Annotated in this window: 14 protein-coding genes; 11 read left to right on the top strand and 3 right to left on the bottom strand. The window is 69.3% G+C overall.

Features of this window, described 5'->3' with window-relative positions; genetic code table 11:
• Positions 1–106 precede the first annotated feature (106 nt).
• Positions 107–643 carry a hypothetical protein gene (locus JRG78_RS07710; protein ID WP_259606146.1) on the bottom strand — a complete coding sequence of 179 codons (537 nt, stop codon included), beginning with the start codon at positions 641–643 and terminating at the stop codon, positions 107–109.
• Between the two features lie 226 nt (positions 644–869).
• On the opposite strand from JRG78_RS07710, the gene rpsA reads away from it, so the two are divergent.
• The 3 genes from rpsA to JRG78_RS07695 all read left to right on the top strand — a co-directional run bounded on the left by rpsA (position 870) and on the right by JRG78_RS07695 (position 4236).
• Positions 870–2324, top strand: a complete 1455-nt coding sequence (gene rpsA, locus JRG78_RS07705; protein WP_259606145.1) for a 30S ribosomal protein S1 — start codon at positions 870–872, stop codon at positions 2322–2324.
• A gap of 101 nt (positions 2325–2425) precedes the next feature.
• The gene (coaE, locus tag JRG78_RS07700; RefSeq protein ID WP_259606144.1) at positions 2426–3025 is read left to right on the top strand and encodes a dephospho-CoA kinase; all 600 of its coding nucleotides are present in this window, start codon (positions 2426–2428) and stop codon (positions 3023–3025) included.
• Positions 3022–4236 (top strand): MFS transporter, encoded by a 1215-nt coding sequence (locus JRG78_RS07695; protein WP_259606143.1) that lies wholly within the window; start codon positions 3022–3024, stop codon positions 4234–4236. Before coaE ends, JRG78_RS07695 begins: the two co-directional genes overlap by 4 nt.
• Before the next feature lie 31 nt (positions 4237–4267).
• On the opposite strand, the gene JRG78_RS07690 is transcribed toward JRG78_RS07695, so the two are convergent.
• On the bottom strand, positions 4268–4882 hold the full coding sequence (locus JRG78_RS07690; protein ID WP_259606142.1) for a DUF4126 domain-containing protein: 615 nt from the start codon (positions 4880–4882) through the stop codon (positions 4268–4270).
• Positions 4883–5009: 127 nt separating this feature from the next.
• On the opposite strand from JRG78_RS07690, the gene uvrB reads away from it, so the two are divergent.
• A complete protein-coding gene (uvrB, locus tag JRG78_RS07685; RefSeq protein ID WP_259606141.1) occupies positions 5010–7088 on the top strand; it encodes an excinuclease ABC subunit UvrB in 2079 nt (692 codons plus the stop codon).
• A gap of 44 nt (positions 7089–7132) precedes the next feature.
• Here the strand turns inward: uvrB and JRG78_RS07680 are convergent, their stop codons facing one another.
• Positions 7133–7375 (bottom strand): hypothetical protein, encoded by a 243-nt coding sequence (locus JRG78_RS07680; RefSeq protein WP_259606140.1) that lies wholly within the window; start codon positions 7373–7375, stop codon positions 7133–7135.
• A gap of 46 nt (positions 7376–7421) precedes the next feature.
• Between JRG78_RS07680 and JRG78_RS07675 the strand changes: the two genes are divergently transcribed.
• The 7 genes from JRG78_RS07675 (at position 7422) to gap (ending at position 16682) form a co-directional block, all read left to right on the top strand.
• The gene (locus JRG78_RS07675; RefSeq protein WP_259606139.1) at positions 7422–7892 is read left to right on the top strand and encodes a MarR family winged helix-turn-helix transcriptional regulator; all 471 of its coding nucleotides are present in this window, start codon (positions 7422–7424) and stop codon (positions 7890–7892) included.
• Positions 7893–7968: 76 nt separating this feature from the next.
• Positions 7969–10854 (top strand): excinuclease ABC subunit UvrA, encoded by a 2886-nt coding sequence (gene uvrA / locus JRG78_RS07670; RefSeq protein ID WP_272653263.1) that lies wholly within the window; start codon positions 7969–7971, stop codon positions 10852–10854.
• A complete protein-coding gene (gene uvrC / locus JRG78_RS07665; RefSeq protein ID WP_272653262.1) occupies positions 10854–12836 on the top strand; it encodes an excinuclease ABC subunit UvrC in 1983 nt (660 codons plus the stop codon). Before uvrA ends, uvrC begins: the two co-directional genes overlap by 1 nt.
• A gap of 27 nt (positions 12837–12863) precedes the next feature.
• Positions 12864–13736, top strand: a complete 873-nt coding sequence (gene rapZ, locus JRG78_RS07660) for an RNase adapter RapZ (protein ID WP_259606136.1) — start codon at positions 12864–12866, stop codon at positions 13734–13736.
• 68 nt (positions 13737–13804) lie between these two features.
• Positions 13805–14797, top strand: coding sequence for a DNA-binding protein WhiA (gene whiA / locus JRG78_RS07655; protein WP_272653261.1), 993 nt, complete (start codon positions 13805–13807; stop codon positions 14795–14797).
• A 149-nt stretch (positions 14798–14946) separates the two neighbouring features.
• A complete protein-coding gene (locus JRG78_RS07650; RefSeq protein ID WP_259606134.1) occupies positions 14947–15573 on the top strand; it encodes a superoxide dismutase in 627 nt (208 codons plus the stop codon).
• A 104-nt stretch (positions 15574–15677) separates the two neighbouring features.
• On the top strand, positions 15678–16682 hold the full coding sequence (gene gap / locus JRG78_RS07645) for a type I glyceraldehyde-3-phosphate dehydrogenase (protein ID WP_259606133.1): 1005 nt from the start codon (positions 15678–15680) through the stop codon (positions 16680–16682).
• The last annotated feature ends 10 nt before the right edge of the window (positions 16683–16692 follow it).

Raw genomic sequence — 16692 nt, 5'->3', positions numbered from 1 at the left:
GAGATCGGGCACCCAACCCACATCACTCCGCAGTTCGGAGCACTCGAACCCGCCGCCGCTGGTGATACCAGGCTGTTGGCAACAATGAGAGCGACACCGATGCCGGTCATTGTTGGCATACGACGCTCCCATCACCTTTGCTCGAATCGATCGAGAGGCCGGTTGGTGTCTCTGCTACTACGAATTCGACGACCAGCGCCTGGATATCCTTCCGATCCGGAGGAACGACAGAGGCGCCATGACTGTCGACAACGTCAACGTTGCTGACGTCAACGCAAACATTTGCGCTGACACGATCGCGTTTGAGGTCGGCGCCGGTTGGCTCGAACGACACAACCAGCGTCTCGCCCGAAGTTGTGTAGCCATCGGCATGAAAACTAGTCAGCATCTCTTTGGCGGACGCTTCGGCGTCTCCCGACATCCACCGATAGAGCGGCTCGAACGTTTCCGGATCGCTGAGGTCGACGGCGTTCAGGGCATCGGTGTACTCGCGATACGTCTCCTCGGCGGCCGCGAAGGCCTCCTCCTCGGATGCGAACAGCGCGGTCTCGGTCGGCGTCGGCTCCGGAGCAGGAGTGCATGCGGTCAGCATCCCGAGCACGATCGCCGACGCGCACAGGACGGTGGCGCGGGTCTTCCTCACGCCCGACACGCTAACCGAACGCGCCGACACGCCGCAGGAGTTATCCACAGGAATACGCGCTTCGCGGCATCCGTTGCATCTGATAATCTGAAGTGTCACTCGTGGCGCGCCTAGGCATGCCTTCGTGACACTGCAATCCCATCCACCCGCCTCGAGGTTCACACCTGGGCCGATGCCGGCTCGGGCTCGGGGCCCGATCATCCATTCAACAAGGACAACCCACTACATGACTAGCGCAACGACCGCCCCGGCCACCAAGCAGGTCGCGATCAACGACATCGGCTCTGCTGAGGACTTCCTGGCCGCGGTCGAGAAGACCCTGAAGTTCTTCAACGACGGCGACATCATCGAGGGCACGATCGTCAAGATCGACCGCGATGAGGTTCTGCTCGACGTCGGCTACAAGACCGAGGGTGTGATCCCCTCCCGCGAGCTTTCCATCAAGCACGACGTCGACCCCAACGAGGTCGTCGCCGTCGGCGACCAGGTCGAGGCCCTCGTTCTCCAGAAGGAGGACAAGGAAGGCCGCCTGATCCTCTCCAAGAAGCGCGCCCAGTACGAGCGCGCCTGGGGCGACGTCGAGAAGATCAAGGAGAACGACGGCGTCGTCACCGGCACCGTCATCGAGGTCGTCAAGGGCGGCCTGATCGTCGACATCGGCCTCCGCGGCTTCCTCCCGGCCTCGCTCATCGAGCTGCGCCGCGTCCGCGACCTGACCCCGTACCTGGGCCAGGAGCTCGAGGCGAAGATCCTCGAGCTGGACAAGAACCGCAACAACGTTGTGCTCAGCCGCCGCGCGCTGCTCGAGCAGACCCAGTCCGAGTCGCGCACCACCTTCCTGAACAACCTGCACAAGGGTCAGGTCCGCAAGGGTGTCGTCTCCTCGATCGTCAACTTCGGTGCGTTCGTCGACCTGGGCGGCGTGGACGGCCTCGTGCACGTCTCCGAGCTGTCCTGGAAGCACATCGAGCACGCCTCCGAGGTCGTCGAGGTCGGCCAGGAGGTCACCGTCGAGATCCTCGAGGTCGACCTCGACCGCGAGCGCGTCTCGCTGTCGCTCAAGGCGACGCAGGAGGACCCGTGGCAGGTCTTCGCCCGCACCCACGCGATCGGCCAGATCGCTCCGGGCAAGGTCACCAAGCTCGTTCCGTTCGGTGCGTTCGTCCGCGTCGCCGACGGCATCGAGGGCCTCGTGCACATCTCCGAGCTCTCCAGCAAGCACGTCGAGCTGGCCGAGCAGGTCGTGTCGGTGGGCGAGGAGGTCTTCGTCAAGGTCATCGACATCGACCTCGAGCGTCGCCGCATCTCGCTCTCGCTGAAGCAGGCGAACGAGTCGGTCGACCCGTACGGCACCGAGTTCGACCCGGCCCTGTACGGCATGCTCGCCGAGTACGACGAGAACGGCGAGTACAAGTACCCCGAGGGCTTCGACCCGGAGACCAACCAGTGGAAGGAAGGCTTCGAGGAGGCCCGCGACAAGTGGGAGCAGGAGTACGCCGCTGCTCAGGCCCGCTGGGAGGCGCACAAGGCTCAGGTCCTCAAGGCCGCCGAGGCCGAGGCCGCCGCGGGCGACGACTTCGGCGCCCAGTCGTTCTCGAGCGAGTCGGCCGGCGCCGGCACCCTCGCTGACGACGAGGCTCTCGCGGCTCTCCGCGAGAAGCTGTCGGGCGGCAACGCGTAAGCACGCCCCTTCGAAAGCGGGCCGTCACCTCCGGGTGGCGGCCCGCTTTCGCGTCTCCCCGCGCGCCGGATGCCGGAGGGCGGCGTGCCAGGATGGACACCATGCCCCTCATCGCGCTCACCGGCGGCATCGCATCCGGCAAGTCGACGATCGCCCGGCGCCTGGCCGCACTCGGCGCCGTGATCGTGGACGCCGACCAGCTCGTGCGCGAGGTGCAGGCCCCCGGCTCGCCTGTGCTGGGCGAGATCGCGGCCGCGTTCGGCGACGACGTCCTGCTGCCGGACGGCTCCCTCGACCGCGCCGCCCTGGGCGCCCGCGTCTTCGGGGACCCGGAGGCGCTCGCGCGTCTGAACGCGATCGTGCATCCCGCCGTCCGCGCCGAGTCCGCACGTCGCTTCGCCGACGCCTTGGCCGCGGACCCGGAGGCCGTCGTGGTGTACGACGTGCCGCTGCTGGTGGAGGCGCGCGTGGACGACCCGTGGGAGCTCATCGTCGTCGCCGACGCGCCCGCCGAGGTGCGGCGGCGCCGGCTCGTCGAGCAGCGCGGCATGACGTCCGAGGCCGCGGAGGCGAGGATCGCCGCACAGGTGACGGATGCCGAACGCCGCGCGATCGCGGACGTGGTGATCGACACCTCGGGGACGCTGGAGGAGACCTTCGCACAGGTCGACGCGCTCTGGCGCCGGATCCGCTCCCGGTGAGCACAGCAGGTTCTGGGCACGCCCCGGGCTCCCGATCGTACCGCCGGCTTCTCGCCGGCCTCTTCTTCGCCGGGATCGCCACCTTCGCCCAGTTGTACTCGACGCAGGCGGTGCTGCCGCGGATGGCCGACGACCTGTCCGTCTCCCCGGCGACCGCCGCGCTGAGCGTCTCGGCCGCGACCCCCGGACTCGCCGCGGCGGTGATCCCGTGGTCCCTCGTCGCCGACCGCTTCGGCCGCATCCGTGCCATGGGCGGCGGCGTGATCGCCGCGACCCTGCTCGGCCTCGCCGCGCCGTTGACCGGAGAGGTGACCCAGCTGCTCCTGGTCCGCTTTGCGGAGGGCATCGCGCTGGGCGCCGTGCCTGCGGTCGCCCTCGCCTACCTGAGCGAGGAGGTGGGCGCACGCCATGCGGCCGCGGCGGCGGGAAGCTACATCGCCGGGACTACGGTCGGCGGCCTCAGTGGCCGCATCGTGTCGGGCGCCGTCGGCGAGCTCGCCGGCTGGCGGGCCGGCGTCTGGGCGGTCGCACTGCTCTGCGCCATCGCGGCGGCGCTGTTCCTCTGGCTCACCCCGCGCTCCCGCCGCTTCACGCCCCGTCCGCTCCGGGCGGAAGGCCCGGGCCTGCTGGCACGGCTGCTGGTGCCGCTGCGGTCCTTCCCGCAGATCGCGCTCTACGCGCAGGGCTTCCTGCTGATGGGCGCCTTCGTCGCGGTGTACAACTACCTCGGCTTCCACCTCGCCGCGGCGCCGTTCCTGCTGCCCGCATGGCTGGTGACGCTGCTCTTCCTCGCCTACCTCGCCGGCACGATCTCCTCACCCTGGGCGGGGTCGGCGGCCACCCGATACGGACGCTACCGGGTGCTGCTCGGATCGCTCGCCGTGACGGCGCTGGGCGTCCTGCTCATGCTCGTCCCGCTCACGGCGGCCGTGCTGATCGGCCTGGTGCTCTTCACGGCGGGCTTCTTCGCCGCGCACGCGATCGCGTCCGGGTGGGCGCCGGTCGCGTCGGATGCCCGGCACCGCGCCCAGGCATCCTCCCTGTACTACTTCGGCTACTACTCCGGATCGAGCCTTTTCGGCTGGGCGCTCGGGCTGGTCTTCGGCCGGGCTGACTGGGCCTGGTTCGTGCTGCTCATCGTCGGGATGTGCGCGGCCGCCGCAGCCCTCGCCGTCGCCGCACTGCGGTCGGAACCCTCGGGTCGGGTCTGAGGCCCTCGAACCTCGGGGCCGAGGGCCGGGGTCACGTCGGTATGCCGCCCGCCGCGCTCCGGGTGCGCTCTCGCCGGCGCCGCAGGCGACGGGTGATCGCCACGACACCCATGACGAGGGCGATGAGCACGACGCCGGCGAGGACGGGGATCGTCAGGGCCAGCGCCGCGAGCAGGAAGGACGTGCCGTCCTCGGCCGTGCTGAGCACCGGGCCCGCCATCCCGGCGGTCGTCGTGTTCGCCGCCACGCGCGTGCTCGCCTTGACCACGTGCACGACCAGCGCGACCGCGATGCCGAGCGCGACCGGCACCCAGGCGTTGTCCGCGAAGAACGCCGCGGGGTCGCCGACGGCCAGCGTCTCCGCTCCGGCGCCCGCCCCGAACGCGATGCCGCCGGCGGCGGGGCGGATCACGCTCTGCACGATGTCGTTGACGGAGTCCAGCGCCGGGATCTTGTCGGCCACGATCTCCAGCACGAGCAGCGCCCCGATGATCCACAGCGCCGGATCGCTCGACAGCCACGCCCACGCGCTCGGCAGCTGCACCGGTGGAAGCAGGCGATCGGCGAGCCCGAGCAGGAACAGCGGCATCCACGCATTCAGCCCCGCGGACGCCGCGAGGCTGGTGCCGATCAGGAACTCGATCACGGCTCCACGATAGGCGGCGCCGTCGACATCCGCTCCCGCGCACCGTGCGCGAACCTGCGGACAGGACCCGAGGGGGGACGTCGGCGCCGGCGGACCCGATGTCCGGGGCCCGGCCTACGCTGGAGGTATGCAACCCACGCGCAGCGTCCGCCCCTTCGAGGTCGTCAGCGAGTACGCGCCCGCCGGCGACCAGCCCCAGGCGATCGCCGAGCTCGCGGCGCGCATCAACGCCGGCGAGACGGACGTCGTGCTGCTGGGCGCGACCGGAACCGGCAAGTCGGCGACCACCGCCTGGCTCATCGAGCAGGTGCAGCGGCCCACACTCGTGCTCGCGCACAACAAGACCCTCGCCGCGCAGCTGGCGAACGAGTTCCGCGAGCTGATGCCCCACAACGCCGTCGAGTACTTCGTCTCCTATTACGACTACTACCAGCCCGAGGCGTACGTGCCGCAGACGGACACCTTCATCGAGAAGGACTCCTCGATCAACGCCGAGGTCGAGCGGCTCCGGCACTCGACGACCAACTCGCTGCTGTCCCGCCGGGACGTCGTCGTGGTCTCCACGGTGTCCTGCATCTACGGCCTCGGTGCGCCCGAGGAGTACCTCCGCGCCATGGTCGCGCTGCAGGTGGGGGAGCGGTACGACCGGGACGCCCTCATCCGCCAGTTCATCTCGATGCAGTACAACCGCAACGACGTCGACTTCTCGCGCGGCAACTTCCGCGTCCGCGGCGACACGATCGAGATCATCCCGGTGTACGAGGAGCACGCGATCCGGATCGAGTTGTTCGGCGACGAGATCGAGGCGCTCTACTCCCTGCATCCGCTCACCGGCGAGGTGCTCGCCAAGCTCGACTCGGTCCCGATCTTCCCGGCATCCCACTACGTGGCAGGAACCGACGTCATCCAGCGCGCGATCGGAACGATCGAGGCGGAGCTGGCGGAGCGGCTCGCCGAGCTGGAGCGCCAGGGCAAGCTGCTCGAGGCGCAGCGCCTGCGCATGCGCACCACCTTCGATCTCGAGATGCTGCAGCAGCTCGGCTTCTGCTCCGGCATCGAGAACTACTCCCGCCACCTGGACGGCCGGCAGCCCGGCGAGCCGCCGCACACCCTGCTCGACTTCTTCCCCGACGACTTCCTGCTCGTCATCGACGAGTCGCACGTCACGGTCCCGCAGATCGGCGCCATGTACGAAGGGGATGCGTCGCGCAAGCGCACGCTGGTCGAGCACGGGTTCCGACTGCCCAGCGCCATGGACAACCGGCCGCTGCGTTGGGACGAGTTCAAGAACCGGATCGGGCAGACCGTGTACCTCTCGGCCACCCCGGGCAAGTACGAGATGGGCATCGCCGACGGGGTCGTCGAGCAGATCATCCGCCCGACCGGTCTGGTCGACCCGGAGATCGTGGTGAAGCCGTCGAAGGGGCAGATCGACGACCTGCTCGAGGAGATCCGGCTGCGCGTCGAGCGCGACGAGCGGGTGCTGGTCACCACCCTCACCAAGAAGATGGCCGAGGAGCTCACGGACTTCCTCGGCGAGCACGGCGTGCGGGTGCGCTACCTGCACTCCGACGTCGACACCCTCCGGCGCGTGGAACTGCTCACCGAGCTACGGGCGGGGGTGTACGACGTGCTCGTCGGCATCAACCTGCTGCGGGAGGGCCTCGACCTGCCCGAGGTGTCGCTCGTCGCGATCCTGGACGCGGACAAGGAGGGCTTCCTCCGCTCGGGCACCTCGCTCATCCAGACCATCGGACGCGCGGCCCGCAACGTGTCCGGTCAGGTGCACATGTACGCCGACAACATCACGGAGTCGATGCGCAGCGCCATCGAGGAGACCGAGCGTCGTCGCGAGAAGCAGATCGCCTACAACACCGCGCACGGCATCGATCCGCAGCCGCTGCGCAAGCGGATCGCCGACATCACCGAGGTGCTCGCCCGCGAAGCCGCGGACACCGCCGATATGAGGGCCGGCCGCGGCAAGGCGGGCAAGAGCGGCAAGGGCAAGTCGCCGACGCCGAATCTGCGCCGCGAGGGCATCGCCGCGGAGGGCGCCACGCAGCTGGAGGAGACGATCGCCGATCTGTCCGAGCAGATGCTCGCGGCCGCTGCGGAGCTCAAGTTCGAACTCGCCGCCCGTCTGCGCGACGAGGTGCAGGACCTGAAGAAGGAGCTGCGGGCGATGGAGCGGGCCGGCCACGCCTGACGATCAGCCCACGGCGGCCGGCGCTCACGGCTTCCCGGGGAAGCTCAAGGGCAGTGCATGAGCGGCTTGGGGCCGCTGCGGTCGATCTCGTGCCGGTTCATCGGTGCGCCGCACAGCGGGCATCCGCGTTCGGCGCGTTCCTCCGGGGTGGGCGGCGGCGTCTTCTCATACGGACCGACGGATGCCGGTCCCGCGTAGCGGATGAGGCGCGAGTTGAACCACGCGTACCACCCGCCCGCCTCGCGCACGCGGGTTCGGAGGGAGGTGCGCTCGGGATGCTCGTTCATGATCCTTAGTGTACTAACTATTTGCTCACCCGGTATCATGAACGTCATGACGAGCGACGACGACCTCCTCCGCCTGGAGAACCAGCTCTGCTTCGCCATGGTCACCGCCGCACGGAACGTCGTCGCGGTGTACCGGCCCATCCTCGAGCCGCTCGGGCTCACGCATCCGCAGTACCTGGTCATGCTCGCGCTGTGGGAGAGGGCGCCGCGGGCGCTGCACGACCTCGCCGCCGACCTCGCGATGGATCCGGCAAGCGCCTCGCCGCTGGTCAAGCGCCTCGAGCGCGACGGCCTGGTGCGGCGCACCCGCAGCGCCCAGGACGAGCGCCGTCTCGACATCGAGCTGACGGATGCCGGTCGCGCACTCCGCGCCAGGGCGGTCGAGGTGCCGAAGCAGGTGATGGCCCGCGTCGGCATGGACGTGGACGAGGTCGCGCGGCTCCGCGACGCCCTCGCACCCTTCGCCGGGCGCGCCCCGGAGGAGCCGCCGGTCCGCTCCGTTCCCGCCGTCCGCTGAGCCTGCCGCAGCCCTCCGCGATTACGCTGTCAGCGACTCCGGAGCCGGTGTCCGTGGCCCCTCCTAGACTTGACGGGTGCCCATCGTTCCCGTCGCCAGCCAAGGAAAACTCAGTGTTCGCGGTGCCCGCGTGCACAATCTCAAGAACGTCGACCTCGACATCCCCAGAGACGCGCTGGTCGTCTTCACCGGCCTGTCCGGCTCCGGGAAATCGAGCCTCGCCTTCGACACGATCTTCGCGGAGGGGCAGCGCCGGTACGTCGAGTCGCTGAGCGCCTACGCCCGTCAGTTCCTCGGTCAGGTGGACCGACCGGACGTGGACTTCATCGAGGGTCTCAGCCCTGCGGTGTCCATCGACCAGAAGTCGACGAACCGCAACCCGCGGTCGACGGTGGGCACGATCACCGAGATCTACGACTACATGCGTCTGCTCTGGGCCCGCATCGGCGTGCCGCACTGTCCGGAGTGCGGTGAGAAGATCCAGCGCCAGACCGTGCAGCAGATCGCCGACCAGCTGATGGAGCTGCCGGAGCGCACCCGCTACCAGATCGTCGCTCCCGTGGTCTCGCAGAAGAAGGGCGAGTTCGTCGACCTGTTCCGCGAGCTCGGGGCCAAGGGGTACTCGCGGGCCATCGTCGACGGGGAGCTCATCCAGCTCTCCGAGCCGCCGACGCTCAAGAAGAGCTACAAGCACGACATCGCCGTCGTCGTCGACCGTCTCGTCGCGTCGCCAGACATCCTCGCACGGGTCACCGACTCGGTGGAGACCGCGCTGAGCCTGGCCGGCGGCGTCATGCAGGTGAACTTCGTGGACCAGGAGGGGGATGCCGCCTGGCAGTCGTTCTCCGAGAAGCTCGCCTGCCCCAACGGGCATCCGATCACCCTCACCGAGATCGAGCCGCGCACCTTCTCCTTCAACGCGCCGTTCGGCGCCTGCCCCGCCTGCTCGGGCCTGGGCACCCGGATGTCGGTGGACGTCGACCTCATGCTCGGCGACGAGGATCTGTCCATCCGGGAGGGTGTCATCCTGCCCTGGACCACGCAGGGCAAGGGGCTCTTCCAGTACTACGAGCGGCTTCTGGAAGGGCTCGCTCGCGATCTCGACTTCTCACTGGACACGCCGTGGCGGGAACTGCACTCCGACGTGCGCGAGGCCGTGCTGCGCGGTGACAACTACAAGGTCACCGTGAAGTGGAAGAACCGGTACGGCCGGGAGATGCGGTACACGTCCGGCTTCGAGGGTGTCGTCCCCTACATCGAGCGCCAGTACCTGCAGGCCGAGAGCGACACCCAGCGCAACCGCTGGGGCGAGTACCTCCGCGAGCTGCCGTGCCCCGTCTGCAACGGCGATCGGCTCAAGCCGGAGGTGCTCTCGGTGCTCGTGCACGGCCACTCCATCGCCGAGGTGTCGCACCTCAGCCTCGCCGAGGCGCGCGAGTTCATGGAGAAGCTGGTGCTCACCGATCGCGAGGCGAAGATCGCTGCGCAGGTGCTGCGCGAGATCCGGCTCCGGCTCGACTTCCTGCTGCAGGTGGGCCTGGCATACCTCAACCTCAGCCGCTCGGCCGGCTCCCTCTCGGGCGGCGAGGCGCAGCGCATCCGGCTCGCCACGCAGATCGGCTCCGGCCTGACCGGGGTGCTCTACGTGCTCGACGAGCCCTCCATCGGCCTGCATCAGCGCGACAACCGCCGTCTCATCCAGACCCTGGAGAAGCTGCGCGACCTCGGGAACACCCTGATCGTCGTCGAGCACGACGAGGAGACCATCGAGGCCGCCGACTGGGTCGTCGACATCGGGCCGCGGGCCGGTGTCGACGGGGGACAGGTCGTCCACTCCGGCCCGTACTCCGCGCTGCTCACCGACCGCGACTCGCTCACCGGCGACTACCTCTCCGGTCGTCGCGAGATCCCGATCCCCGCCAAACGCCGCAAGATCGACCGGAAGCGGATGCTGACCGTCGTCGGCGCCCGGGAGAACAACCTGAAGAACGTCAGCGCCGAGTTCCCGCTCGGCGTGCTCACGGCCGTCACCGGGGTGAGCGGCTCCGGCAAGTCGTCCCTCGTGAACGACATCCTGTACCAGGTGCTCGCCGCGCGGCTGAACGGTGCCCGCACCGTGCCGGGCAAGCACACCCGGGTCACGGGACTCGACAACCTCGACAAGGTCGTGCACGTCGACCAGGCGCCGATCGGCCGTACGCCGCGCTCGAACCCGGCGACGTACACGGGCGTCTTCGACCGGATCCGGTCGCTGTTCGCCGAGACCCCCGAGGCGAAGGTGCGCGGCTACCAGCCCGGGCGGTTCAGCTTCAACGTCAAGGGCGGCCGCTGCGAGGCGTGCTCAGGCGACGGCACGATCAAGATCGAGATGAACTTCCTGCCGGACGTGTATGTCGACTGCGAGGTGTGCCACGGCAAGCGGTACAACCGGGACACCCTCGCCGTGCACTACAAGGGCAAGAACATCGCCGAGGTGCTCGAGATGCCGATCGAGGAGGCCGCGGAGTTCTTCGAGCCGATCCAGGCGATCCATCGCTATCTGAAGACGCTCGTCGACGTCGGGCTCGGCTACGTCCGGCTCGGGCAGTCCGCGACCACGCTCTCCGGCGGGGAGGCGCAGCGCGTCAAGCTCGCCACCGAGCTCCAGCGCCGCAGCAACGGGCGGAGCATCTACGTACTCGACGAGCCGACCACCGGTCTGCACTTCGAGGACGTGCGCAAGCTCCTCGAGGTGCTGAACGGCCTGGTCGACAAGGGGAACACCGTCATCGTCATCGAGCACAACCTCGACGTCATCAAGTCCGCCGACTGGGTCATCGATCTCGGTCCCGAGGGCGGCTCCGGCGGCGGCGAGATCATCGCGACCGGCACCCCCGAACAGGTGGCGCGCGTGCACGAGAGCCACACCGGGCAGTTCCTTGCCGAGATCCTCGGCGACCGGACGGCACGCAAGGCGGGTTGATGGCCGACGTCCTGCCGTACAAGCCGCGGACGGGCGAGATCCCCACGGATCCGGGCGTGTATCGGTTCCGCGACGCCGACGGACGGGTGCTCTACGTCGGCAAGGCGAAGAACCTCCGTCAGCGGCTGTCGAACTACTTCGCGCCGCTGCACACGCTGCACGAGCGCACCCGCCGGATGGTGACCACCGCGGCATCCGTGGAGTGGACGGTGGTGGCCACCGACGTGGACTCGCTGCAGCTCGAGTACATGTGGATCAAGGAGTTCGATCCACCGTTCAACGTCCGCTACAAGGACGACAAGTCGTACCCGTTCATGGCGATCACGCTCGCCGACGAGGCACCCCGGGTGATGGTCACGCGCAACCGGCGCATCCCCGGCGCCCGCTACTTCGGTCCATACCCGAAGGTGTGGGCGGTGCACGAGACGATCGACCTGATGATCAAGGCGTTCCCGATCCGCACCTGCAGCGACGCCAGCTACAAGCGGGCCATGCAGACCGGGCGGCCGTGCTTCCCCGGGCAGATCGGCAAATGCGGCGGACCGTGCTCGATGACCGTGACCATCGAGGAGCACCGGGCCATGGTCGACGACTTCGTCGCCTTCATGGCCGGCGGTGACGAGCGCTTCACGCGGGAGCTGACGAAGCGGATGCACGAGGCGTCCGCCGCCATGGACTACGAGGCGGCGGCGAAGTACCGCGACAAGCTCCGCGCGATCGAGGCCGTGCTCGGCAAGAGCGCCCTGGTGCTGCCCGCGGACGAGGACGCGGACCTGTTCGGCATCGCCGAGGACGAGCTGGCCGCGGCGGTGCAGCACTTCGTCATCCGCGGAGGACGCGTGCGCGGCGTCCGCGCCCTCACGATCGAGAAGGAGCTCGACATCTCCGGCGGCGAGCTCGTCGAGCAGGTGCTCCAGCAGGCGTACGGCGAGGCCGCCGACGTGCCGCGCCGCATCCTCGTCCCGGTGCTGCCGGACGACGCGCGGGAGCTCGAGGAATGGCTGCGGGAACGGCGCGGGCGCAAGGTCGAGATCGCCGTCGCGCAGCGCGGACAGCGTGCCGAGCTGATGCGGACGGCGACGCTGAACGCCCAGCAGGCGCTGCTGCGGCACAAGACCCGCCGCACCAGCGACTACGTCTCACGCACGCAGGCGCTGACCGACCTGCAGGAGGCGCTCGGGATGGACGAGGCGCCGCTGCGGATCGAGTGCTTCGACATCTCACACCTCGGCGGCACGAACGTCGTCGCCTCGATGGTCGTCTTCGAGGACGGTCTGCCGCGCAAGGACCAATACCGCTCGTTCAACATCGCCGAGACCACCGACGACACCGACTCGATGTACCAGGTGCTGATGCGGCGGCTGGCGTACCTGGATGCCGACCCGCTTTCGCCGGCCGCGGACGCTGAGCTCGTCGAAGCGTCACCGGACCCTTCGACAGGCTCAGGGTCCGTCGACGGCTCAGGGTCCGTCGAAGGCTCAGGGTCCGTGGAAGCGGCAGGGGTCGTCACGCGGCGGAAGCCGCGCTTCGCGTACCGGCCGCAGCTGCTGATCGTGGACGGCGGACGCCCGCAGGTCGAGGCCGCCGCGCGGGCGCTGCGCGACAGCGGGCATCCGGAGGTCGCCCTGTGCGGCATCGCCAAGCGGCTCGAGGAGATCTGGGTGCCCGGCGACGAGTTCCCGGTCATCCTGCCCCGCACCAGCGAGGCGCTCTACCTCGTGCAGCGGCTGCGCGACGAGGCCCACCGGTTCGCGATCTCCCACCAGCGCCGCCGCCGCAAGCGCGACATCACCACCGTGCTCGCCGAGGTGCCGGGGCTCGGCGAGGCGCGGATCAAGGCGCTGCTGAAGCACTTCGGCTCGGTCACCGCGCTGCGGGCGGCGACGCCCGAGCGGATCACCGAGGTGGCCGGCATCGGCCCCGCCCTCGCGACCGCCATCCACACCCATCTGACGGCGCAGCGCCCGGCCGCCAGTCGATAGGCTGGAGCCGCAGGGGAGGGAGAAGCGATGACCGCCGAGGAGAAGGGCGAGTTCCTGATCGTCACCGGGATGTCGGGAGCAGGCCGGACCACGGCGGCGAACGCCCTGGAGGACCTCGGCTGGTACGTGGTCGACAACCTGCCGCCGCAGATGCTGCGGCCGCTGCTCGACCTCACCGACATGGGCGGCGGCAGCCTGCCGAAGGTCGCCGCCGTGGTCGACGTCCGCGGGCGGAACCTCTTCGACGACTTCCCCGGCGTTGCCCGCGCGCTCCGCTCCCGCGGCTCGGTGAAGGTGCTCTTCCTGGACGCCTCGGACGACGTGCTGGTCCGCCGGTTCGAGTCGGTGCGGCGCCCGCATCCGCTGCAGGGCGACGGCACCCTGCTCGACGGCATCCGGATCGAGCGGCAGCGTCTCGCCCCCATCCGCGAGGCGGCCGACGTGCTCCTGGACACCTCCGGTCTGAACATCCACCAGCTGGCCACGCAGGTGTCCGAGCTGTTCTCCGAGGAGGGCGCGGCACGGCACAAGCTGACCATCCTCAGCTTCGGGTTCAAGTACGGCCTGCCCACGGACGTCGACCTCGTCGCCGACATGCGGTTCCTGCCGAACCCGTTCTGGAACGAAGACCTGCGCAACTTCACCGGTCAGGACGCCGCGGTGCGCGACTACGTGCTCGGCCAGGAGGGCGCCGGCGAGTTCCTCGACGCCTACGCGGCCGCGCTGCGTCCGGTGCTGGAGGGGTACCAGCGCGAGAACAAGAGCCATTCCACGGTCGCGATCGGATGCACCGGCGGCAAGCACCGCTCGGTCGCGACCGCGGAGGAGCTGGCACGGCGTCTGGCGAGCGTGCCCGGGGTGGCCGTGAGCGTGCGGCACCGCGACCTCGGCAAGGAGTAGCGGAGCCGTCCGGCCTTGTAGGCTATTCCCTTGCGTCGCGATCCGACGCGCAAGCGTGAGGGAGTTCCGTGGCACTAACCACCGACGTCAAGGCAGAACTGGTCAGCATCCGCAACGCACCCCCGACGGTGCGCGTCGCGGAGGTGACCACCATCCTCCGGTTCGCCGGCGGCCTGCACTCCATCGCGGGGCGCGTGGCGGTCGAGGCCGAGGTGGATGCCGAGACGCTGGCGCGGCGGGTCGCGCGCGATCTCGCCGAGATCTACGGCGTGCGCCCGGAGATCGCCCAGGTGAAGTCCGGCGGATCCACGCCGGGCGCCGCGAACGAGGGCGCGCGCTGGGCCGTGCGGGTGATCGGTGCAGGGGAGACCCTGGCGCGTCAGACCGGTCTGCTCGACCCGCGCCGTCGTCCGGTCCGCGGTCTGCCGAACCGGCTCACCACCGGCTCGCGCGAGGAGCTCGCGGGCATCTGGCGTGGCGCGTTCCTCGCCGCCGGTTCGCTGAGCGAGCCGGGCCGCTCGGCCGTGCTCGAGGTCTCCTGCCCGTCCGGCGAGGCTGCGATGGCCCTCGTCGGCGCCGCGCACCGCCTCGGCGTGACCGCCAAGGCCCGCGAAGTGCGCGGTCTGCCGCGCGTCGTCGTGCGCGAGGGCGAGGCCATCCGCGCGATCCTCAGCATCATGGGCGCCCGCCGCGCCGCCGCCGCCTGGGAGGAGATGCGCCAGCGCCGCGAGGTGCGCGCCGGCGTGAACCGGCTGGTGAACTTCGACGACGCGAACCTGCGCCGCTCCGCCCAGGCCGCCGTCGCGGCCTGCGCCCGCGTGGAGCGCGCCCTCGAGATCCTCGGCGACGACGTCCCCGAGCACCTGCGGATGGCCGGCAACCTGCGCCTCGCGCACCGCGACGCCAGCCTCGACGAGCTCGGCCACCACGCCGACCCGCCGCTCACCAAGGACGCCGTGGCCGGCCGCATCCGCCGCCTGCTCGCCATGGCGGACAAGCGCGCGCAGCAGGAGGGCATCCCCGGCACCGAGGCCGCCGTGCCCGCCGGCCTCGACGACTGATCCGCCCGGCCGATCCCGTCACACGGGGAAGGAACCCCTTCCCGCCCGCGTTGCCGTCACTAGGATGTGAGAAGACCGCTCTGCGAAGCACTTCGGCTCGCAGACGATCGCAAGCGCCGCGGGCGCGGCGCGGATTGGATGATATCGACATGGCGACATACACGCTCCCGGACCTTCCGTACGACTACGCGGCGCTCGAGCCGCACATCAGCGCGAAGATCATGGAACTGCACCATGACAAGCACCACGCCGCGTACGTCGCAGGCGCCAACACCGCCCTCGAACAGCTCGCCGAGGCCCGCGAGAGCGGCAACCTGGCGAACGTGAACAAGCTCGAGAAGGACCTCGCGTTCAACCTCGGCGGCCACGTCAACCACTCGATCTTCTGGACCAACCTGTCGCCGGAGGGCGGCGGGCAGCCCGAGGGCGAGCTCAAGGCCGCGATCGACGAGTTCTTCGGCTCCTTCGAGAAGTTTCAGGCGCACTTCACCGCCGCCGCCACGGGCATCCAGGGCTCGGGCTGGGCCGTGCTCAGCTGGGACCCGATCGGTGCGCGCCTGATCATCCAGCAGCTGTTCGACCAGCAGTCGAACACCGCGCAGGGCACCATCCCCCTGTTCCAGCTGGACATGTGGGAGCACGCGTTCTACCTCGACTACCTGAACGTCAAGGCGGATTACGTCAAGGCGGCGTGGAACATCGCCAACTGGCAGAACGTCGCTCAGCGGTTCGAAACAGCCCGCGAGAAGACCTCGGGCCTGCTGGTACTGTCATAAACAAGACGGGCGTCCCGACGGGCCACCGCCCGTCGGGACGCCGTTGTCCATATATCCCCCTGAATAGAACGCGCATCTCGCGCACGAGACACAGGAGAATCTGAGTGTCTGTCAAGATCGGTATCAACGGCTTCGGTCGTATCGGACGCAACTACTTCCGCGCCGCACTCGCACAGGGTGCGGACCTCGACATCGTCGCGGTCAACGACCTCACTGACAACAAGACGCTGGCGCACCTCCTCAAGTACGACTCCGTGACCGGGCGCCTGGATGCCGACGTGACCTACGACGAGGAGAGCATCACCGTCGACGGCAAGGTCATCAAGGCCTTCGCGGAGCGCGACCCCGCCAACCTGCCGTGGGGCGAGCTCGGCGTCGACATCGTGATCGAGTCCACCGGCTTCTTCACCAACGCGGATGCCGCGCGCAAGCACATCGAGGCCGGCGCCAAGAAGGTGCTCATCTCCGCACCCGCCACCGGCGAGGACGCCACCTTCGTGATGGGCGTGAACGAGGACACCTACGACCCGGAGAAGCACAACATCATCTCCAACGCCTCGTGCACCACGAACTGCCTCGCCCCGCTGGCGAAGGTCTTCAACGACGCCTTCGGCATCGAGAACGGCCTGATGACCACGGTCCACGCCTACACCGCCGACCAGAACCTGCAGGACGGCCCGCACAAGGACCTCCGCCGCGCCCGCGCCGCGGCGATCAACATCGTCCCGACCTCGACCGGCGCGGCCAAGGCCATCGGCCTGGTCCTGCCCGAGCTCAAGGGCAAGCTCGACGGCTTCGCGCTGCGCGTGCCCGTCCCCACCGGGTCGATCACCGACCTCACCGTCACCACCTCGCGCCCGGTCACCGCCGACGAGGTGAAGGCCGCGTACAAGGCCGCCGCGGAGGGCCCGCTCAAGGGCATCCTGAAGTACACCGAGGACGACATCGTCTCGAGCGACATCGTCACCGACCCGTACTCCTCGATCTTCGACGCCGGACTGCTGCGCGTCCTGGGCAACCAGGTCAAGCTGTCCGCCTGGTACGACAACGAGTGGGGCTACTCGAACCGCCTGGTCGACCTCACCGAGTACGTCGCCGAGCGTCTCTGAGCCGTACGCT

Origin of the sequence: Microbacterium sp. EF45047 (genome assembly GCF_028472845.1) — a bacterium.
In the GTDB taxonomy this organism is placed as follows: Bacteria; Actinomycetota; Actinomycetes; order Actinomycetales; family Microbacteriaceae; genus Microbacterium; species Microbacterium neungamense.
Note: the sequence above shows the minus strand (reverse complement) of the source record. Positions and strands in the feature narration are given on the sequence as shown.